This is a genomic window from Bifidobacterium favimelis, from assembly GCF_037963085.1.
In the GTDB taxonomy this organism is placed as follows: Bacteria; Actinomycetota; Actinomycetes; order Actinomycetales; family Bifidobacteriaceae; genus Bombiscardovia; species Bombiscardovia favimelis.
This window is the reverse complement of sequence record NZ_JBANDZ010000001.1, coordinates 1485913-1505811: the sequence shown is the minus strand read 5'-3', so window position 1 is coordinate 1505811 and position 19899 is coordinate 1485913. Positions and strand designations below refer to the sequence as shown.

Annotated in this window: 17 protein-coding genes; 13 read left to right on the top strand and 4 right to left on the bottom strand. The window is 64.1% G+C overall.

Annotated features, from left to right (window positions below):
• The first annotated feature begins 94 nt into the window (after positions 1–94).
• From V6584_RS06055 to V6584_RS06025, 7 genes are all read left to right on the top strand, one after another.
• Positions 95–943, top strand: coding sequence for an aldo/keto reductase (locus V6584_RS06055; protein ID WP_340469590.1), 849 nt, complete (start codon positions 95–97; stop codon positions 941–943).
• Positions 944–1111: 168 nt separating this feature from the next.
• Positions 1112–1849, top strand: coding sequence for an HNH endonuclease family protein (locus V6584_RS06050; RefSeq protein ID WP_340469788.1), 738 nt, complete (start codon positions 1112–1114; stop codon positions 1847–1849).
• A gap of 318 nt (positions 1850–2167) precedes the next feature.
• Positions 2168–3508 (top strand): ABC transporter substrate-binding protein, encoded by a 1341-nt coding sequence (locus V6584_RS06045; protein WP_340469589.1) that lies wholly within the window; start codon positions 2168–2170, stop codon positions 3506–3508.
• Between the two features lie 248 nt (positions 3509–3756).
• Positions 3757–4593, top strand: a complete 837-nt coding sequence (locus V6584_RS06040) for a carbohydrate ABC transporter permease (RefSeq protein WP_340469787.1) — start codon at positions 3757–3759, stop codon at positions 4591–4593.
• A complete protein-coding gene (locus tag V6584_RS06035) occupies positions 4590–5576 on the top strand; it encodes a carbohydrate ABC transporter permease (protein ID WP_340469588.1) in 987 nt (328 codons plus the stop codon). The genes V6584_RS06040 and V6584_RS06035 overlap by 4 nt, the downstream gene beginning before the upstream one ends.
• 81 nt (positions 5577–5657) lie before the next feature.
• Positions 5658–7817: a beta-galactosidase gene (locus tag V6584_RS06030; protein WP_340469587.1), complete on the top strand. Its 2160-nt coding sequence runs from the start codon at positions 5658–5660 to the stop codon at positions 7815–7817.
• Between the two features lie 79 nt (positions 7818–7896).
• Complete coding sequence (locus V6584_RS06025; RefSeq protein ID WP_340486263.1) at positions 7897–8955, top strand: LacI family DNA-binding transcriptional regulator; 1059 nt, start codon at positions 7897–7899, stop codon at positions 8953–8955.
• A 39-nt stretch (positions 8956–8994) separates the two neighbouring features.
• Here the strand turns inward: V6584_RS06025 and V6584_RS06020 are convergent, their stop codons facing one another.
• A complete protein-coding gene (locus V6584_RS06020; RefSeq protein ID WP_340469584.1) occupies positions 8995–10668 on the bottom strand; it encodes an MDR family MFS transporter in 1674 nt (557 codons plus the stop codon).
• Between the two features lie 401 nt (positions 10669–11069).
• On the opposite strand from V6584_RS06020, the gene V6584_RS06015 reads away from it, so the two are divergent.
• From V6584_RS06015 to pstB, 4 genes are read left to right on the top strand one after another with little or no spacing between them, the layout of a single operon-like run.
• Positions 11070–12203: a phosphate ABC transporter substrate-binding protein PstS gene (locus V6584_RS06015; RefSeq protein ID WP_340469582.1), complete on the top strand. Its 1134-nt coding sequence runs from the start codon at positions 11070–11072 to the stop codon at positions 12201–12203.
• Position 12204: 1 nt separating this feature from the next.
• The gene (gene pstC, locus V6584_RS06010) at positions 12205–13251 is read left to right on the top strand and encodes a phosphate ABC transporter permease subunit PstC (protein ID WP_340469581.1); all 1047 of its coding nucleotides are present in this window, start codon (positions 12205–12207) and stop codon (positions 13249–13251) included.
• Complete coding sequence (gene pstA, locus V6584_RS06005; protein WP_340469580.1) at positions 13248–14225, top strand: phosphate ABC transporter permease PstA; 978 nt, start codon at positions 13248–13250, stop codon at positions 14223–14225. Before pstC ends, pstA begins: the two co-directional genes overlap by 4 nt.
• Positions 14226–14276: 51 nt before the next feature.
• Complete coding sequence (gene pstB / locus V6584_RS06000) at positions 14277–15056, top strand: phosphate ABC transporter ATP-binding protein PstB (RefSeq protein ID WP_340469579.1); 780 nt, start codon at positions 14277–14279, stop codon at positions 15054–15056.
• Between the two features lie 46 nt (positions 15057–15102).
• Here pstB and V6584_RS05995 read toward each other — a convergent pair whose 3' ends face one another.
• Positions 15103–15390: a hypothetical protein gene (locus V6584_RS05995; protein ID WP_340469578.1), complete on the bottom strand. Its 288-nt coding sequence runs from the start codon at positions 15388–15390 to the stop codon at positions 15103–15105.
• A 357-nt stretch (positions 15391–15747) separates the two neighbouring features.
• Between V6584_RS05995 and V6584_RS05990 the strand changes: the two genes are divergently transcribed.
• On the top strand, positions 15748–17148 hold the full coding sequence (locus tag V6584_RS05990; RefSeq protein ID WP_340469577.1) for an NCS2 family permease: 1401 nt from the start codon (positions 15748–15750) through the stop codon (positions 17146–17148).
• A gap of 231 nt (positions 17149–17379) precedes the next feature.
• On the opposite strand, the gene V6584_RS05985 is transcribed toward V6584_RS05990, so the two are convergent.
• Positions 17380–18408 (bottom strand): aggregation-promoting factor C-terminal-like domain-containing protein, encoded by a 1029-nt coding sequence (locus tag V6584_RS05985; protein WP_340486261.1) that lies wholly within the window; start codon positions 18406–18408, stop codon positions 17380–17382.
• A gap of 187 nt (positions 18409–18595) precedes the next feature.
• Positions 18596–18940, bottom strand: a complete 345-nt coding sequence (gene trxA, locus V6584_RS05980) for a thioredoxin (protein ID WP_340469575.1) — start codon at positions 18938–18940, stop codon at positions 18596–18598.
• A gap of 247 nt (positions 18941–19187) precedes the next feature.
• On the opposite strand from trxA, the gene V6584_RS05975 reads away from it, so the two are divergent.
• The gene (locus tag V6584_RS05975; protein ID WP_340469574.1) at positions 19188–19817 is read left to right on the top strand and encodes an NUDIX hydrolase family protein; all 630 of its coding nucleotides are present in this window, start codon (positions 19188–19190) and stop codon (positions 19815–19817) included.
• The last annotated feature ends 82 nt before the right edge of the window (positions 19818–19899 follow it).

The following is a 19899-nucleotide window of genomic DNA, read 5'->3' as shown; positions in this document are numbered from 1 at the left end:
GGGCGGAGGGGAGGAGGCAGGGCCGACCAGCGCCCTGGTTTTCCCTGACAGGTATGGTGGTTGGCGCAGACGAGCGGCATGAAGGAGGACAATCATGGCAGGAGTGCCGGATATATCGCTGTCGGACGGTTCCCGGATTCCCCAGGTGGGTCTTGGGGTGCTGCGTGTCGATGACGGAGAGGTCGGCGGTGTCGTGGAGTCGGCCATCGCCTTGGGATACCGCCATATCGATACCGCAGCCGGTTATGGCAACGAAGGCGGTGTCGGCAGGGGGCTGAAGGCAAGTGGGTATGATTCCGGCCCGGCGCGCAGGTCCCTTTGGCTCACCACCAAACTGCGGGATTCCGAGCAGGGCTACGATTCGGCCCTCAGGGCTTTTGACCGGCAGATCGGCCTTTTGGGCACCGATTATGTGGACATGTACATGATTCATTGGCCGACCCCATTTGACTGGCGCGCCGACCAGGTCTGGAAGGCCTTCACCCGCCTGAGGGATGAGGGGAGGGTGCGGACCCTGGGGGTCTGCAATTTCCTCCCCGAGCACCTGGAACGCCTGCATGCGCAGACGGGTGAGTATCCGGCAGTGGACCAGATCGAGCTCCATCCCACCTGGCAGCAGAGGGATGTCACGGATTTCTGCAGGAGGAAGGGGATAGCGGTCGAGGCCTATTCCCCCATCGCCAGGGGGGCCGATCTCGATGCCGGTGACGGTGTCATAACCGCAATCGCCGCCGCACATGGGGTCAGCCCGGCGCAGGTCATCCTCCGTTGGCATGTGGAGAATGGCACCATAGTCATACCCAAGTCGGTCCATGCCGACAGGCAGCGGGAGAACCTCGACCTCTTCGGTTTCAGCCTGTCCCAGGCGGAGCATGCGGCCATCGATGGCCTGGACGGGCCGACACGGGCCGGCCACGACCCGATGACTTACGCGTACGCCTGAGGGGTTAGGGACGACCCGGGGGAGGGGTGCCCTGTCTCGCCACCCCTCCGTTCCGGGACAGTGAGCTGCTCAGAGGAGACATGGAGGTGGAGGATTCACATGGCCAGACGGCGGCGGCCGGACAGGAGGGCGAACGGGACGGAGGCGGGCCTGGAGCCCACGCCCGTCATGCCGTCTTACGGGAGGAAGGGCTTCCGGTCCACCTCACCCTGGGAGGCCTTGCTCATGTTCCTGGTGATCGCGGTGGTGGTGGGTGTGACCATCGGGATCATCCTGCCCCGGGTCGACCGTCAGGCGGGCCGGCTGACGGGGATGTACTCGGCGACTGGGGATGCTGCCCAGACGCTGGCTGGGCTGAAGGTCGACGATGCCCCCCGCCCCCATCGTCAGTACAGGCGGGATTCATTCGGATTCAAGGAGACGGATGCCGACGGGAACGGGTGCGACATCCGCGAGGATGTCCTCTCCCGTGACTTGGAGGGGGTCCGCTATACGAAACCGGGCGGCTGCAAGGTGTCCGGCGGGGTCCTCCATGACCCATACACCGGGAAAACCGTGCAGTTCGTGCGGGGCGCCCGGACCAGTGCGGCCGTGCAGATCGACCATGTGGTGGCCCTGGAGAACGCCTGGCGGTCGGGGGCCTGGGATTGGCCGGCCGGACGACGGCTTGAGTTCGGCAATGATCCTTACAACCTCCTGGCCGTGGACGGGCCGGCCAACCAGGAGAAGGGGAGTGCCTCGGCGGCCGATTGGCTGCCCGAAGACGTTGGCTACCGCTGCCGGTATGTGGCACGGCAGATCGGGGTCAAGGACAAGTACTCGCTCAGTGTCACGACCGCCGAGAAGCAGGCCATGCTCGGCGTCCTCCATGGCTGTCCGGGCCAGTCCCTGCCGGAGGACCGCTGAACGGAGATTCCCGCCGACTGGCAGAGATGCATCCAGGCCGGGATGATATACAGCTGTATCAGCTCCTGGACCCTTCCGCATCCCCCTGGGCCTGCTGCCGTAGTCATTCCCATGTCTCGACCGGTGCCTGCACGGTGAGATCAATGGAGGGACGTGTCGAAGCGCGTCCGCCGGAGACCCCCAACGCCGGTCAGGTTGACAGACCAGGAGGATTTCTCCTATACTGATTTTTGGTCACAGTTGTACCAACGTCGGAAGAAGTCGATACGACGGGAAGACGACGAAGTGCAGTTGAAGAGTGCCGTTCAAGGAGGAATCATGCGCAAACTTGACAAAGTGGTGGCTGCGGGCTTACTTGTGACCTCGGTCCTCACCGTCTCCGCCTGCGGAGGGTCCGGCAAGGATCAGGGTGCAGGCCAGGCCGCCGGTGCCGGGGGCGAAACCTCCAAGGCCAGCGGACAGCTGGTTTTCTGGGGGTGGGGAAATGGAATCAAGGAGCTTATCGCGGCCTTCGAAAAAGCCAATCCGGGTGCGAAAGTGAAATTCAACAGCTTCGGATCGGCAGCCGACACCCAGGTCGCCCTGTCGAACGCCATATCGGCGGGTAAGGGAGCCCCTGACGTCACCATGCTGGAGGATCCCACGGTGGAACAATTCGCCATCGAGGATGGGCTTGTCGATCTGAGCGAATTCGGGGCGGACAAGTACGTCGATGATTTCGCGCCGGGTCCATGGAACAAGGTCCAATACGACGGAAAGCCCTTCGCCCTGCCCATCGATTCGGGTCCGGAGGTCTTCTTCTACAACAAGGCGGTGTTCGACAAGGCGGGCGTGAAGGAACCCCCGAAGACCTGGGACGAGTATTACCAGGATGCCAAGAAGATCCGGGCGGCAGGCGCATACATCACCAACAACGCCGGTGACAAGAACAGCTATCAGCCTTTCACCGCCCAGGCCTGGCAGGCGGGCGCGAAACCCTGGAAGGTCGAGGGGGAGAAGATCACCATCGACATGACCAAGGACGCCGGCATGAAGCGGTACATCGACTTCCAGCAGAAGCTCATCGACGAGGACCTGGTGGACACCAAGATAGCGAACTGGTCGGATGATTGGAACAGGGGTCTCAATGACGGGTCGATCGCCTCGCTGACCATAGGCGCCTGGATGCCGACCAACCTGGAGTCCGGTGCGCCCGCCCAGAAGGGCAACTGGCGCGTGGCCTCCCTCCCCCAGTGGGAGGAGGGGCAGACGGTATCCGCTGAAGACGGTGGGTCCGCCCTTGTCATCCCCAAACAGTCGAAGAACAAGGCCAGCGCATGGAAATTCGTGGATTTCATGACGCATGGCGACGGGGCGCAGGTCATGGCCGACAACGGCACCTTCCCCTCGCTCAAGAAAATCCTCAACTCAAATGACTTCACCTCCAAGAAGAACGAGTATTTCGGGGGGCAGGAAGTCAACAAGGTCCTGACGGAGGCCGCCAATCGCAAGGTGACCAAATTCCAATACCTCCCCTACAACCCGTTCGCCCAGTCGACCTACGGGGATTCGATAGGCCGGGCCTACCTCAAGCAGACCACCCTGGAGAAGGCCTTCGAGGACTATCAGAAGCAGCTGGTCGACCATGGGAACCAGCAGGGCTACAAGGTCAACAAGTAGACGGAGAGGTCACGGGCCCGGCGGCGATGAAGGCTTAGATCCCTGGCCGCCGGGCCGGGTGGTGGTCTTGGTCGGGCGGGGCCCCGGCGGGTCGGCAGGCGGAACGGTCTTCCACGAAGGAGGAAGAAGCGATGGGACGGTCAAGAGGGGCGGACGGCACCCGGGAGGAGGTCGACCGGCGCGCGCCGGTCGATGACGGCGGGAGCGGTGGAAGAAAGGCCGCGAAGGATTGGCGCGGGTGGAAATTCATGGGACCCTTCGTCCTGGTCTTCGCCTTCGTCTTCATCCTTCCGGTCCTGTATGCCATATGGTTGAGCCTGTTCGAGAAGAAGATGGTGGGCGGGACCTCCTTCGTCGGCTTGGACAACTACCGGAGGCTGCTGGCCGACAGGCAGTTCTGGTCATCGGTGGGCCGTGTGGCCCTTTTCACGGTGGTGCAGGTTCCCGTCATGCTGGTTCTCGCGGCGCTGATGGCTCTTGCGATCGACTCGCTCAGGCTCCACGGGACCAGGTTCTTCCGCATCTCCACCTTCCTGCCCTACGCGGTGCCGGCGGTGGTCGCCACCCTCATGTGGGGTTTCATCTACGGCGCCAAGTACGGCATGGTCGGCTCCCTCAACTCCTGGCTGGGAACGCACATCGACGTCCTCCAGCCGAGCGTCCTGCTCGCGGCCATAGGGAACATCAACACCTGGGAGTTCACCGGCTACAACATGCTGATCTTCTATTCCTCCCTGTCCACGATCCCCCACTCCCTGTATGAGGCCGCCGCCATCGACGGGGCTTCCGAGTGGCAGATCGTCGGCAGGATCAAGATGCCAGAGCTGAGGGGGTCTCTGGTCATCACCGTTATTTTCAGCATCATCGGGTCCTTCCAGCTGTTCAACGAACCCTCTGTCCTCCAATCCATGGTCCCGGGCAACGCCATCACCACCTATTACACGCCCAACATGTATGCATACAACCTGAGCTTCATGGGAGGCCAAAGCAACTACGCCGCCGCCCTGGCCATCGTCATGGCCATCATCACCATGGCGGTCGCATACGCTGTGCAGCTCAGAGGAATGAAGGAGCAGATGAAATGAGCGAAGAAGACCGGGTCGCTTCGGGGTTGGCCGCGAGTCTGAGAGCCAGGCGGAGGGAGCGCAGGCAGGCCAGGAGGATTGCGGCGGATGAAAAGGCGGAACGCAGGCGCGCCGCCAGGACGGGCTTCTCCAGCCCGGCCAACCCCCGCCGCAGCTGGCCCCTGACCCTGGTGGCAGGGATATTCGCGGCCTACTGCCTTTTCCCCCTGGTATGGCTGGTCATCAATTCGACGAAGACCCAGCCCGATTTCATATCGACCTTCGGCCTCGCCTTCGGGCATCGTTTCGCCCTCTGGGACAACCTGGTCGCCGTCTTCACCTATCAGGACGGCATCTTCGGCCGCTGGCTGCTCAATACCCTTCTCTACGTGGCACTCGGAGCGGGAGGGGCCACCGTCTTGGCGGTGCTCGGTGGCTATGGTCTTGCCAAGTTCCGCTTCCCCGGGCGCAAGGCGGTCTTCGCCGTCGTCATAGGTGCCATCAGCGTCCCCGGCATAGCCCTGGCGGTACCGCAATTCCTCCTCTTCGCCAAGGTGGGACTGACGGACACCCCCTGGGCTGTGATCATACCCAGCCTGATTTCCCCCTTCGGCCTCTACCTCATGTGGATATTCAGCGATCAGGCCGTGCCCACGGAATTGCTGGAAGCCGCAAGGGTGGACGGTGCAGGGGAGTGGCGCACCTTCGTCCAGGTCAGCCTTCCCCTTCTGGCGCCCGGCATCGTGACGACGGCCCTGTTCACGATCGTGGCCACATGGAACAACTACTTCCTCCCCCTGATCATGCTCAAGGACTCGGACTGGTACCCCCTGCCCATCGGCCTGAACCAATGGAAGGACCAGGCATCCACCGCCGGCCAGAGCGCCATACAGAATCTGGTGGTGACCGGCAGCATGGTGACCATCATCCCCATCATCGTGGCCTTCCTCCTCCTGCAGAAGTACTGGCAGTCCGGCCTGGCCGCCGGAGCGGTCAAGGAGTGAGCGGGTGCGGACGGGTTGTCCGGGAGTGAAGGCGGCCGAACCGGCGAACCATGAGTTCGGCCACGGGATGCAGGAGTCGAGATGAGCTGGGAAGAAGACGGTGAAACCCTCCGGGCCGGCGGGATGCATGGGGAGGGGGGGCGTCGCCCCCACCGCTGGCCTGCCCCCCTGCCCGGTCATAGAAGCGCCATATGGTACGGGGGCGATTACTACCCCGAGCAGTGGCCGCGGTCGGTCTGGGATGAGGATGTCGATCTGATGGTCGAGGCCGGGGTCAACATCGTATCGCTGGGCATCTTCGCCTGGGCCAGGCTGGAGCCCAGTGACGGGGTATGGGATTTCGCCTGGCTGGATGACGTCATCGGCCGTCTGGGCCGGGCCGGCATAGCCGTCGATCTGGCCTCCGCGACGGCCACGGCCCCACTCTGGCTCTATGAGCAGCATCCGGAGGTCCTCCCGCGTGAGAGGGACGGGACCGTTGTGAATGCCGGGACCCGCCAATCATGGCGGCCCGCCTCCCCGGTCTTCAGACGGTACGCCCTGCGGCTCTGCCGGGCCCTGGCCTTGCATTACCGGGACAACCCCTACGTCGTAGCCTGGCATGTGGGCAATGAGTATGGCTGGAACAATGCGGCCGACTATTCGGACGACGCTGAGGAGGCCTTCCGGGTGTGGTGCCGCAAGCGATACGGGTCCATAGAAAGGGTCAATGAGGCTTGGGGCACGGACTTCTGGTCCCAGCGGCTGCAGGATTTCGCGCAGATCCTGATCCCCCGGCATGCGGGGGGAGACGACGCGATGACCAATCCCGGCCTGGAGCTGGACTTCAGACGATTCTCCTCGGACTGCCTCCTGGACTTCTTCAAGGCCGAGAGGGACGAGTTGGCCGCCGTCACCCCCGACAGACCCCTGACGACCAATTTCATGGTGTCCACGGACCAGTGCCCCCTGGACTACGAGTCCTGGTCCCGTCAGGTGGATTTCGTGTCGAACGACCACTACTTCCATTCCGGACCCGGTCACTTGGACGAGCTGGCCTGCTCCGATGCCCTGGTCTGCGCCCTCGCCTGCAGACAGCCCTGGTACCTCATGGAGCATTCCACCTCGGCCGTCAATTGGAGGTCTTACAACCCCCCGAAGCGGTCGGGCGAGCTGGTGCGCGATGCCCTTGCCCATGTTGCGCTGGGTGCCGACGGGGTTGACTTCTTCCAGTGGAGACAGTCCCGCACCGGGGCGGAAGCCTTCCATTCGGCCATGGTCCCCCATGCCGGTGCGCAGACCGACATCTTCCGTCAGGTACGGCAGCTCGGCCGCCTCCTGCAGGTCCTCTCGGCGGAGGGGGTCACGGGCAGCCGTGTGGATCGGGCGCAAGTCGCCATCCTCTTCGATGCCGGAGCCGAGTGGGCCTGCGGTTGCAGGACACTGCCGGACAGGGGCGTCGACCATTGGAACCAGGTCCTGCTCTGGTTCAGAGCCCTCCTGGACTGCGGGGTCAGGGCCGACGTGGTTCCCGTCAAGGGGGATTGGTCCTCCTACGCCGCCGTGGTCCTCCCCGGCCTGCTGACGGTGAGCGACGCCCAATCCGATCGACTGCACAGGTTTGTGGACGGGGGAGGCCACCTGGTCGTGGACTTCGCCAGCGGGATAATGGACGAGGAGATGCACGTGGGGCTTGGAGGATATCCTGCGGCCCTGCGGGACCTGACGGGGGTCAGCGGGCAGGAGATCGTGGCCCTGGGCAGGCAGGAGGCCGGAGGCGGACCCCTGCAGCTGACCTGCGGGGGCCTGGGGGGAACCTGGGCGGTCCAGGCGGATGTAAGGGGGGATGAGGTTACCGTCCTGGCCCGGTACAAGGGGACCAGGGCGCGTTCCTTGGGATTGGATGGCCTGCCTGCCATCACCCTGCGAGGATGCGGCTCGGGATCCGTGGCCTACCTTGGCTGCGGCCTGGAACTCGACGACCTCGCCAGGGTGATTGGCCGGCTGTTGCCTCCCGGCTTTTTCCACGCAGACCTGCAGGAGGGGGGCACACGCGATCCGCGTCTTCTCCAGGTCACCCGTCGCGGGGCGGATGGTGATTTCCTCTTCGCCTTCAACCGCGGCGACGCGGTCATCGCAGAAGTCCCCCTGCCCGGGGAGGCGGTCGTCCTCTATCGCAGCCGGGCGCTCTCACATGACAGCCAGGACGCTTCCAAGGCGTATGCTATGAAGGTCAACGGCCTGGTCGTGACCCGCCTGTAAGGGGGGACGGCCGGTTCATGGCCTCGTGCCATGACCGGAATCCCAACGGGCCGGCGGCACCGACAAGGGGCAAGAAGGCATGAACGAACAGGGCGGTCAGAGAACAAGACGCATCACCCTGCGCGATGTCGCTTCGCGCGCCGGGGTCTCCTTGAAGACCGCATCCAACGTCGTCAACGGTTCCGGCAGGATGTCCGCGGCGACCCGCAAGAGGGTCCAGGAGGTCATCGACCAGTCGGGCTACAAGGTGAATGCGGCGGCCCGCAACCTCAACAGGAACAAGACGGGTTTCATCACCTTGGCCGTCCCCTCCCTGACGCCCCCCTACCTGTCCGAGCTGGCCAACCGGGTCATAGACAGCGCCCGCCTCAAGGGATATGCGGTCTACGTGAGCACCTATGCAGAGGGGTCGGCCAAGGGGGCCAGGGACCTACTGCGCTCATTCAACAACACCATCAGCGACGGAATCATCCTGTCCATGTCGGAACTGGAGGATTTCACCACGTCCGACCTTGACGTCTCCTACCCCTTGGTCTGTGTGGGCGCCCGGGACACCAGGGGGGTGGCCGACCACGTCATGGTGGATGACCGGGCCAGCGCGGCCATGGCCGCCGACTACCTCTTCGCAAGGCAGGTCCGTTCCCTTGCCGTTGTGGGCCTGCACCAGCGTTTGGATGAGGGCCGTCTCGGCTCTGCCCGCGAGGGCAATGCGGAACTGCGCATGAGGGGGATACTCGAGGCGAGCAGACGACGGGGGGTGGAGATAGACCGCCGTCTGATGGGGGTCACCGGGTACGACTGGTCCCTGGGACGGGGCTACCTGACCATGCAGTCCATCATCGACTCCGGTGTCGGCTTCGACGGGGTGGTGGCGTTGAACGACCAGCTGGCCATAGGGGCCCTGTCCGCCCTGACCGCCAACGACATCGACGTGCCCGGCCAGGTCCAGCTGATCGGCTTCGACAACATAGAGGAGTCCGCCTACCTGCAGACCCCCCTGACCACCATGGACTCCCGTCTGGAATGGATATCACGCACCTCGGTGAACAGGATCCTGTCGCGGATAGGTCAGGCCGGTCAGGAGGCCCGCACCCTGGTCAGCGAGTCAAGGGTCATCGCCAGGAACACCACCAGATGAGTCCCCCCGGTGGGACAGGGCAAAGGGACAGGCCCTTGGTCACCCCTCCCGCTCCTGCCCGTCGGCGGTCCCGGATCCACCCTCTTCCGTCACGGACGGACCTGTCACTTCGGCGTTGAGGGGCCGGTCGGGGTCGGAGATCCCGCCGTCTTCGGATCCTGCAGCAGGGCCGGAAGCGGGACGGGCCGCCGGGGCGTGAATCACATGGACATAGCGCAGAAGCATCCGGGTCATCTGCCGGCCGGATCCGGCTCCCTGGCCACGCACCCCGAAGTAGACCAGGAGAACCATTCCCAGGCAGATGACCGCTGAAATGCGAAGGGCCCACTGGACGCCGAAGATGTTGGCATCGATCTGGGTGGTGGGTGACCCGCCCAGGGACCTGTGCCTGATGCCGGTGATGGATTCCATGATGATGACCAGGATGGGCGCCCCGACCGCACCGGCGATCTGCCGGGCAGTGTTGGTCACGGCAGACCCTGCGGACACATCCCGGGGGGCGAGGTTGTTCAACGACCAGGTGGTCAGGGGCATCAGGGTGAAGCCCATGCCGATCTGCCGGATGAACTGGCAGATGGAGACCAGGCCGATCCATGTCCCCGAGCCGATCATGCTCAAGGCGACGGTCCCCAGGCAGAGGATGGTGCAACCGGTCAGGGCGACGGGCCGGGCCCCCCACCTGTCCAGGAGGCGGCCGCCGAAGAACTGGGCGATGGCCGTGCCGATGGCCCCGGGCAGCATGACCAGGCCGCTCATCGTGGCCGTGTAGCCCCGGTCGGTCTGTATGTACATGGGCAGGATCACCGTCACGGAGCTGAAGGCGAAGAAGGACATGGAGGCGATGATGGTCCCGACCGTGAAGTTCTTCACCTTGAGGACCCGCAGGTCAAGCAGGGGGCTGGTCCGGTGCAGCTGGCGCAGGACGAACCAGACGATGCCGAGCAGACCCACCAACATGAAGGGCCAGGTCATCAGGGAGGTGATCGGATAGTTCTCGATGTTGGTGAAGCCGTACATGAGCCCGCCGAAACCGACGACGGACAGGCCGACCGAGAAGAAGTCCGCCTTGATGCCGCTGTCGCGCTCGCCGAAGTTACGCAGCCATATGGCGGAGACGATCAGGGCCAGGGCCCCGCAGATGCTCAACGTCAGGAAGATGGAGCGCCAGCCGTTGGCATCGGTCTGCCAGCCGCCCAGAGTCGGGCCGATGGCCGGGGCGACGCTCATGGCCAGGCCCACGGTCCCCATGGCCATCCCCCTCTTGGACAGGGGGTAGATGGAGAAGACGGTGATCTGGAGGACGGGCCACATGGTCCCCGTGCCGATGGCTTCCAGGATGCGGCCCAGGAGGACTATGGCGAATGAGGTCGACTGCCAGCTGAGCAGGGATCCCAGGGTGAAGACCGTCATGGAAGTGATGACGATCTGACGGGTCGAAAAGCGCTTGGTCAGGAAGCCTGTCAGGGGGACCATGACCCCCATGACCAATTGGAAGACCGAGGTCAGCCACTGGCCCGTGGTCAGGTTGATATGGAATTCCTTGACGATGGTGGGCAGGGCGCTGGCCAGCTGGAGCTGGGTGAAGTTCCCCAGGAAGGTGATGACCGTGAGGATCGCCAGCGAGATGAATGCTTCATGGGTGAGTTTTCCGTCCGCATATGCCCGGTTGCCTGTCAGCGTCCGTCCCTGTCCGGCGAACTGCTTCTTCCTCATGCACAAACCACTTCCTCTATGTATCCGCAGGGCGATGACCAACCAGTGAGTGCCGGACGCGGCTTGAAAGACCGCCCGCCGTGCAATGCCAGACGGGGCGGGCACATTCCGGTACGTCGTCTCCTACGCGGCCGGAAGGCACATAAACAAGGGAAATCGACACTCGATACCCTGCGAGAGAACATGTGAAAGCGCGTCCAACAAGAAACATATAATACACCCTCCTCCGTGGCGGATCGGCTGTTTCCCGCAGCGTGGACAAACCTGGGTTCAGCTCTCCGAGCGTTTCAAGTATGCTGTGGGAGTCCGCTCGGTTATCCTGGGAGTGGATGCGGCCGGCCACCCCTGGCGTGGCCGTCCTGACGTTTGACCTGTGGCCTACTACTTTGAGGAAGGGAAGCATGCGCAACCATGTGCCCGCGCGTCCTGTAGCCCTGCTGGCGGCCCTGTCCCTGGCGGTCTGTCTGGGCGGGTGCGGGGACAACGCCCTCCCGTCCGACCAGACGGCGACGGCGGAGGACCCGGTGCTCAGCGGCGAGTTCGCAGGCTCGGGCGCCTCCTCCCAGCAGAGCGCCAACGAGGCCTGGATCGCCGGCTTCCGGGCCCTGCACCCCGGGGCCAGGATTTCGTATGACCCGGCCGGTTCGGGAGCAGGGGTCAACGCCTTCCTCAACGGATCGACCATCTGGGCGGGCACCGACGCCCCCCTCACCCAGGCCCAGCTCAAATCCTCGGAATCAACCTGCCAGGGCGGAAGGGCCTTTGACATCCCCGTATACGCCACCCCCATAGCCGTGGCCTACAACCTCCGGTCAGCCGGCCTGAACGCCGTGGACCGTCACCTGAGACTGGACCCCCAAACCATGGCGATGATCTTCGACGGGGGCATAACCAACTGGAATGACGCTCGCATAGCCCGGCTCAACCCGGGCGTCGACCTGCCCGACCTCGACATCACGGTGGTCCACCGGTCCGACAAGTCCGGCACCACCAAGAGCTTCCTGAGTTACCTGCATGACACGGCCGGGTCCGCATGGCCCCACCCGGCAGGGGAGAATTGGCCCAACGACCTGGGGCAGGCCGCCAAGGGGACAGCCGGGGTGGTCATGACCCTGAACCAGGCGGAGGGGACCATAGGGTACGCCGACGCAGCACAGACCACCGGTCTGGGGACCGTCGCCGTCAAGGCCGGATCCTCTTACACGCCTCCCACCACGGCGGCCGCCGGCAAGGCCCTGGAGGCGGCCGGGTTCGATTCCGCCGCCAGGGGGGCCGGCCGCCTGGTCCTGAAGGTGGACCATGCCGGTGCAGGGGAGGGGACCTATCCCATCCTTCTGGTTTCCTACGACGTGGCCTGCCAGGTCTACCGGCGCGATCCCGACCATGAAAAAGCGCGGTTCGCCAAGGAGTGGCTGACCTACGTCATCGGAGAGGAGGGGCAGGAGGCGGCCGCCAGGAATGCAGGCAGCGTCCGGCTGGGCCCCTCCCTGAGGAAGAGGGTCATGACCTCGGTGGAAGCGATGGAGGTGGATTGACATGAGCTCTGCAGGCTATTCGGCCGGGTCGAATGGGGGACCGGTCCCCGTGGGGACCGGGAAGGTCGAAGGGGCCAAGGGCCGCCCGGGTCCGGCAGGGACCGGAGGTGACGGCGACACCGGACGTTCGGGCAGACTGGCCGACCGCATCTTCAGATACTGCGCTTACGGGGCCGGCATCTTGATCCTCATCCTCCTGGCGGCCGTGACCCTCTTTCTGGTCATACGGGCCCTGCCCGCCTTCACCGGCGACCCCCGGGTGCGCCACGAGACCATCCTCTCGCTGAGCGGGGGGAGGGCCGGCGGTTTCTGGCAATATGTGGGTCCCCTGGTCTTCGGCACCGTCCTCATAGCCGGCCTGGCCCTCCTCATGGCCTTCCCCGTGGCGGTCGGCATAGCCCTCTTCATCTCCCATTACGCCCCGGCCAGGTTGTCCACGGCCCTGAGCTACGTGGTCGACCTCCTGGCCGCCATCCCATCGGTCGTCTACGGCCTTTGGGGTGCCCTGACCCTGGTCCCGGGGATCACCGGCTTCTGGAAATGGGTGTCCAGGCACCTGGGGTGGATCCCCCTCTTCGCGGGTCCGGTGGCGGCCCCTGCCAGGTCGGTGGCCACGGTCTCCGTGGTCCTGGCCGTCATGATCCTCCCCATCATCACCTCGGTCACCCGTGACATCTTCGTCCAGACCCCCCGCCTGCAGGAGGAGGCCGCCCTGGCCCTGGGAGCCACCAAGTGGGAGATGATCCGCCTGGCCGTCATCCCATTCGGCCGTTCGGGGATCATATCCGCCTCCATGCTTGGTCTGGGCCGGGCCCTGGGGGAGACCATGGCCGTCCTCATGATCCTCTCCCCGGGCTTCAGCTACTCCCTGCGCCTCCTGCGCCCGTCGACCAGTCAGACGATAGCCGCCAACATAGCCTCCCAGTTCCCCGAAGCGGACGGTCCCGGGGTGGCCACCCTGATCGCCACCGGCCTGGTCCTCTTCGTCATCACCTTCATCGTCAACTACACGGCCCGCAGGATCACCGGGAAGGTAGGTGCCAAGTGAGTCAGGTCCGTTCGCAAAAGCCCAGCCCGGACTTCGACAGATTCAAGCCCACCCGGTCCTCCATCCGGGCCCGCAAGCGCAAGAACGCCCTGATGACGGCCCTGGTCGTCCTCTCCTTCCTGGTGGCCCTGGTCCCCCTGGTCTCCGTTCTCTGGGTCAGCCTGGTCAAGGGGGTGCAGAGGCTGAACCTGGACTTCCTGACGCACAACATGAGCGGGGTGGTGGGTGGCAATCCGACCGCCTCGGGCGGTTATGGGGGTATCCTCCACGCCGTCATCGGCACCCTGGAGGTCACCTTCGGTGCCATGGCCATCTCCATACCGATAGGAATCATGTGCGCGGTCTACCTGGTCGAATACGCCCATGGCGGCAGGCTGTCCAAGGCGATCTCCCTCCTGGTCGACGTCATGAGCGGGATACCCTCGGTGGTGGCCGGCCTCTTCGCCTTCTCGATGTTCGCCACCCTGGTGGGCCCGGGCACGGTCAACGGCTTCTCCGGGTCGGTGGCCCTCTCCCTGCTGATGATCCCCACCGTGGTCAAGACCTCCGAGGACATGCTGGCCGTGGTCCCCATGGATCTGAGGGAGGCCGCTTACGCCCTGGGGGTCACCCGGCAGAGGACCATAACCAGGATCGTCCTGCGCACCGCCCTGCCGGGCATCGTCTCGGGGACCATCCTGGCCATCGCCAGGGTCATCGGTGAGACCGCCCCCCTCCTCATAGCCTCGGGCTTCATAGCATCGACCAACGGCAATCTCTTCTCCGGCCGGATGACCACCCTGCCCGTATACGTATACAACGAGTATTCACAGGGTCTGGCCGTCTGCGGCCCCGGGGCCGATCCCGCCTGCCTGGCCGATGTCAGGATGCAACGGGCCTGGGCGGCCGCCCTGGTCCTCATCATCATCGTCCTCCTGCTCAACCTTCTGGGCAGGTTGATATCCCGTCTCTTCTCGGTGGAGGCGAAGAAGTGAGACCGGGAGGGGCGCACAAGATGAAAGACTTGGAAGGAAGAGGAAAGTAGCATGGGCCAGCGGATAGACATCAACCACCTCAACGTCTACTACGGGGACTTCCTGGCCGTGGAGGACGTGAACATGAAGATCCAGGCCAACAAGGTCACGGCCTTCATCGGCCCCTCGGGCTGCGGGAAGTCGACGGTCCTCAGGACCCTCGACAGGATGCACGAGATCACCCCCGGGGCCCATGTCACCGGCCAGGTCCTCCTGGAGGGGCATGACCTCTACGCCCCGGACGTCGACCCGGTGGCCGTCCGCAGGGACGTGGGGATGGTCTTCCAGAGGGCCAACCCCTTCCCGACCATGTCGATCCGGGAAAACGTCCTGGCGGGCATCCGGCTGAACAAGAAGCATATCTCCAAGTCCGACGCCGACGACCTGGTCGAATGGGCCCTGAGGGGGGCCAACCTCTGGAACGAGGTGAAGGACCGCCTGGACAAGCCCGGCATCGGTCTTTCAGGAGGTCAGCAGCAGAGGCTCTGCATCGCCAGGGCCGTGGCCGTCCACCCCCAGGTCCTCCTCATGGACGAACCCTGCTCGGCCCTGGACCCCATCTCCACCCTGGCCGTGGAGGACCTCATCAACGAGCTGAAACAGGACTATACGATAGTCATCGTCACCCACAACATGCAGCAGGCGGCCCGGGTCTCCGACTACACGGCCTTCTTCAACCTCAAGGCCGTGGGGCAACCCGGTCACCTGGTCGAGATGAACGATACCACCACCATCTTCTCCAACCCCCATGAGGAGGACACCGAGCGCTACATCTCGGGCCGCTTCGGCTGACGGGGGGCATCCCGGGCCGCAGGCGGAAGGGCTCATGCCCCCTGCCTCAGTGACTGCTTCGATTCCTCCGGGAATCCCGGCTGGGTGAAGGGCCAGCCCCCTTTGCCGCCTTCGGTTTTCCCGGGCTTTCCGGTCCGTCCCCGTCGGCGGTCCCACCGTCTTGCCGGGCCGTCCCGGCCTCCTCCATGGTCCGCCCCTCCCGTCTGCGCTCCTTGTTGACGGTGGCGGCCGCTATGCGTTCGGCGGTCTTCTCGTCCTGGCCGCGTTCGATTTCACTATCATATACGTGGCGGTACTGCTTCTCGTCTTCTGCTTCCCAGTGCTGGTTGGGCATGGTCCTGCCTCCCCCTGCTCGTTTTCGCTCATGTCAGGTTCCGCGGATGGCCCCTTGCCTCCAAGGGGCGTCGTCCTGATTCAGATTCTATGGTGGCGATCCCTCATTTCAGGCTCATGGACCCGGTGAGGGGCGGGTGTGTCCCGGAAGAAGACAGAGAGGGCAAAGGGGTCCCGCGAAGTTGGGGGATGAGGCCATGAAGTATGAAGAAGGGCCGGTCGAAAGGGGGGAATGCCGATGCCTGTCTGACTGCCTGGCAGGTCGACGGCCGTCACAAATACGAAACGAAAAAAGCCTGTAGCTTATGTTATTCTTCTAATTGTCCGATCGCCAAATTAGACAACATAAAGGAAGAATATGCAAAAGCTATTCAGGCTTTCAGATAATGGTACCACAGTTTCCACTGAAGTGGTTGCGGGTGTCACGACCTTCTTCGCGATGGCGTACATCATCGTGGTCAATCCCTCGGTCCTCTCAACGGCTGGCATGCCGTGGGGGGCCGTTTTCATTGCAACCCTGATCGCCGCCATCATCGGCACCCTGATCATGGCATTGGTCGCCAATGTCCCGTATGGGGTGGCGCCAGGCGTGGGGCTCAACGCCTTCTTCACCTTCACCGTGGTCAAGGGTCTGGGCTTCACCTGGCAGGAGACCCTGAGCATGGTCTTCATCTGCGGCCTCCTCAACATACTGATCACGGCGACCAAGCTGCGCAAGATGATCATCAGGGCCATCCCGCCCCTCCTGCAGCACGCCATCGGCGGGGGCATCGGGGTCTTCATCGCCTATGTGGGACTGCTGAACGTGGGTATCATCAAGTTCAGCCCGGACAAGAGCTCGGCCGCCGGTGCCAATCCCGGCCTGACCGTCTTCAACACCCCCTCGGTCATCCTCTTCGTGATCGGTCTGCTCCTGACCGTCTTCCTCCTCGTCTTCAAATTCAATGGCAGGCTCGGCTTCATCAACAAGGCCGCCTTCGTCATCTCGATCATTGTCGTCACATTGATCGGCATCCCCATGGGGGTGACGGCGAAATCCGGTTCGATCGACCTGGGGCAGGCCTTCTCCCAGCTGCCGCAGACCTTCCTGGCCATCTTCACCAAGGACGGCTTCCCCGCCCTCTTCTCCGACCCCGCTAAGATCCCGCTGGTCCTGGTGACCATCTTCGCCTTCTCCCTGTCCGACACCTTCGACACGATCGGCACCTTCGTAGGCACCGGCCGCCGTTCCGGCATCTTCTCAGCAGAGGATGAGAAGGCCCTGGAGTCCGGTTCCGGATTCAGCTCCAAGATGGACAAGGCCCTCTTCGCGGATGCCACCGCCACCTCCATCGGCGCCCTCTTCGGCACTTCCAACACCACGACCTACGTGGAGTCCGCAGCGGGCATAGCGGCGGGTGGCCGCACCGGCCTGACCTCGGTCGTCATCGCCATCTGCTTTGGCCTGAGCGCCCTCTTCGCCCCCCTGATCTCCGCCGTCCCCTCTGCGGCCACGGCGCCGGTCCTGGTCATCGTGGGTTGCATGATGATGAGCTCCTTCAAGGAGATAGAGTGGAGCGACCTGTCCGAGGCCATACCCGCCTTCTTCACGGCCATCTTCATGGGCTTCGCCTACTCCATCTCATACGGTGTGGCCGCAGGCTTCATCACTTACTGCCTGACCATGACCTGCAAGCGCAAGGCCAGGGAGGTCCACCCGATCATCTGGGGGGTCGCAGCCCTCTTCATCCTGGACTTCGTTCTTCAGGCAGTCCTGTGAACGTACGGGCGGGCGGGAACATCGGACCCCGCCCGCCCTACGGGGTCCGTCCTCCTTATGAGCGCCCCCGCCCCTGATGAAGGGGAGGTGGCGGTGAGACGACAGAGGGGGCGGTGTCCGACCTCCTCACGGGGCCGGACACCGCCCCCCTCCTTCTGTAATGGCTGCATATGAAAGAGGCCATGCATCCCGAGGGTGCATGGCCTGGATGACCTTTGTGCGCAGGCCGGTTTAATACCAACCGGTGGACTGGGAGTGGGACCAGGCACCACAGGGACTGGCGTATCGTCCCTGGATGTAGCCCAACCCCCATAGGATCTGGGTCCTGGGGTTGTTCTGCCAATCCGGCCCTGCGGAACCCATCTTGCTGCCCGGAAGGGCCTGGGGTATGCCATAGGCACCTGAGGGGTTGGATGCGTTGGTCCTCCAGCCGGACTCACGGTTCCAAAGCTGGACCAGGCAGGTGAATTCGCCCTCGCCCCATCCCCGGGACAGGACCAGGTCGTGGGCTATGGCCTGGGAATCACCCACCGGTGCCGTGGTGCTCGACGAAATGGTGGGGTTGGCGGGGGTGGAATCCGACGTACCCGCGCGTCCTGTCCCCACCAGGACGACCTTGTCGACCGGGGCCTGCTTGACGAAGGAGGCGAAGACGTTGCTGGTCAGGTGCTTCCTGCCTGCTGCGGTGATCAGGCTCGTGGTCTCCATGACCCCGTTCCTGCCCTCGGTCTTCACCCTGGTCGTCCCGGTTGGCAGGCTGTCGGTCTTCTCCTCGATGGTGTTGAAGGGGATGTCCGAGTTCTCCGTCTTGACCTGGGCGTCGGCACGCTCGATCGTGATGACGGTCTTCTCGCTGACGGGTTCGTTCAGGGCCGGTGTGACCATGTCATCCGGCTGCAAGGTGATGTTGCCCGTCTGAAGGACCGATCTGACATCCGTGAAGTCGTTGCCCAGAACCACCTTGTTCTGTCCGTTGATCTGCACGGTGACATAGGATATTCCGGCGTTGGCGCCTCCTGCCCCGTTCCTTATGGCCTGCCTGGCCGAACCGCGCGAGACCTCCATGTCCTGCGTGTCCGTGGCCGAGAAGGCGGTCACCCCGGGGTGGGGGGTCGAGTCCTTGGCAGTGTAAAAATCGCGTGAGATGAAACCAGCGCCGATGACCATACCGATGACGGTGACCTCTGCCGCCAGACGTATCCACTGACGCTTGGTCAGTGCTCTGACTGCGGCCATCCGCCTTCTGCCATGGTTCGCCATGTCGCTCCTATATCCGACCTGCAGATCCTCGGTGATCTTGTCCCGGCGCCGAAATGACGGCACCGGCGTGCGGCTCCTGACATGTGAGAAGCGCCACCGGAAAACACACAACCTTCATAGTACAACCGGGGTCGGAAGTACACAAACCGACCCCGGGACTCCGGACATCGACCCGGGGATACGCCCTTCAGGCCTTGTTCTGGACAGGCACATCGGCCTGGCGGGCCTGCTGGATCAGGTCGTCCAGGTCGGAGGCCCTCAGGGCCCCGGCCTGCTTGAAGATGATCTGCCCGTTCTTGGTGATCATCAGTGTGGGGACGGCCTGAATCCCGGCCGCCGCAGCCAGGTCCTGATTCTGGTCTATGTCGACCTTGCCGAAGACGATGTCCGTGTTCGCGTCCGAGGCCTTGTCGAAGATGGGGCCGAAGGCCTTGCAGGGGCCGCACCAGGTGGCCCAGAAATCGATGAAGACCAGGCCGTTGTCCGTGATTGTCTTTTCGAAGTTCTTCGCGTCGAGTGCTCTTGTTGCCATTGTGTCTCTCCTTGTTCCGGTTCTTCAGACCTGCCCTGTGCCCTTCCGTGCATGTGGCGCATCCCCGGGGGTCTGCTCCGCGAATGGGGTGCCGGCGGGGTGCCGGTGGTCATCACCCGCTCTGGCACTCACCGGTCTGCAACCATGCTCACCCATCAAGCATTCCATCAAGGCTGGAAATATGCTCTTGGTGTAGCCGTCCGGGATGTCGCGGCGGCCGTCGAACGGGGAATCGATAATTGATGCCATGCCAGTGCTGAATGACGAGATACCGGATGACGACGACTTCGACGCCGGTCGTTCGCGTGGGGAGTTTTCGGGGGTGACCCCCGAAGACTTCATGCGGGGCGGCGAGGGGGGCAACCCGCCCGGATGGTTGGACCGGGGGGATATCGAGCGGGCCCGCCGGCAGCTCCCCATCGCCTATGTGGAGGTGGTCCCGGTCAGGGTGGACGAGATGGGCGCCGTCAGCCAGGCGGGCACCCTCCTGTGCGTGGGGGAGGACGGGAACATAGGCCGCACCCTGATCACGGGCCGGGTCCTCTACCACGAGACCATAAGGGAGGCCCTGGCCCGCAACATATCCAAGGACCTGGGCGAGCTGGCCCTCCCCATGCTACCCACCAGCCCCCAGCCCTTCACCGTGGCCGAGTTCTTCCCCACCCCCGGGGTCAGCGAGTTCTATGACCCCCGCCAGCACGCCATAGCCCTGTGCTATGTGGTCCCGGTGGCCGGCGACTGCAAGCCGCAGGACGAGACCTTGGACGTGGAATGGGTGGACCCCCGGGGCGATATGCTGGAGACCTTCATCGGCCAGATGCCCAACGGGCACGGCTCGATCCTGCGCCAGGCCCTCTCCTGGGCCGGTGCCCTGTGAGGGTTGGTGCCCTGTGAGGGCCGGGGCAGGCAGGCGGAAGCCTGGATCCGAGAGGAGGGACAGACCTGCGCATGGCCGGCGA

Excerpts from the sequence above, each read along its gene's own strand:
- V6584_RS06055 (WP_340469590.1), top strand. The coding sequence starts at position 95 with ATGGCAGGAGTGCCGGATATATCGCTGTCGGACGGTTCCCGGATTCCC.
- V6584_RS06050 (WP_340469788.1), top strand. The coding sequence starts at position 1,112 with ATGCCGTCTTACGGGAGGAAGGGCTTCCGGTCCACCTCACCCTGGGAG.
- V6584_RS06045 (WP_340469589.1), top strand. The coding sequence starts at position 2,168 with ATGCGCAAACTTGACAAAGTGGTGGCTGCGGGCTTACTTGTGACCTCG.
- V6584_RS06040 (WP_340469787.1), top strand. The coding sequence starts at position 3,757 with ATGGGACCCTTCGTCCTGGTCTTCGCCTTCGTCTTCATCCTTCCGGTC.
- V6584_RS06035 (WP_340469588.1), top strand. The coding sequence starts at position 4,590 with ATGAGCGAAGAAGACCGGGTCGCTTCGGGGTTGGCCGCGAGTCTGAGA.
- V6584_RS06030 (WP_340469587.1), top strand. The coding sequence starts at position 5,658 with ATGAGCTGGGAAGAAGACGGTGAAACCCTCCGGGCCGGCGGGATGCAT.
- V6584_RS06025 (WP_340486263.1), top strand. The coding sequence starts at position 7,897 with ATGAACGAACAGGGCGGTCAGAGAACAAGACGCATCACCCTGCGCGAT.
- V6584_RS06020 (WP_340469584.1), bottom strand. The coding sequence starts at position 10,668 with ATGAGGAAGAAGCAGTTCGCCGGACAGGGACGGACGCTGACAGGCAAC.
- V6584_RS06015 (WP_340469582.1), top strand. The coding sequence starts at position 11,070 with ATGCGCAACCATGTGCCCGCGCGTCCTGTAGCCCTGCTGGCGGCCCTG.
- pstC (WP_340469581.1), top strand. The coding sequence starts at position 12,205 with ATGAGCTCTGCAGGCTATTCGGCCGGGTCGAATGGGGGACCGGTCCCC.
- pstB (WP_340469579.1), top strand. The coding sequence starts at position 14,277 with ATGGGCCAGCGGATAGACATCAACCACCTCAACGTCTACTACGGGGAC.
- V6584_RS05995 (WP_340469578.1), bottom strand. The coding sequence starts at position 15,390 with ATGCCCAACCAGCACTGGGAAGCAGAAGACGAGAAGCAGTACCGCCAC.
- V6584_RS05990 (WP_340469577.1), top strand. The coding sequence starts at position 15,748 with ATGCAAAAGCTATTCAGGCTTTCAGATAATGGTACCACAGTTTCCACT.
- V6584_RS05985 (WP_340486261.1), bottom strand. The coding sequence starts at position 18,408 with ATGGCGAACCATGGCAGAAGGCGGATGGCCGCAGTCAGAGCACTGACC.
- trxA (WP_340469575.1), bottom strand. The coding sequence starts at position 18,940 with ATGGCAACAAGAGCACTCGACGCGAAGAACTTCGAAAAGACAATCACG.
- V6584_RS05975 (WP_340469574.1), top strand. The coding sequence starts at position 19,188 with ATGCCAGTGCTGAATGACGAGATACCGGATGACGACGACTTCGACGCC.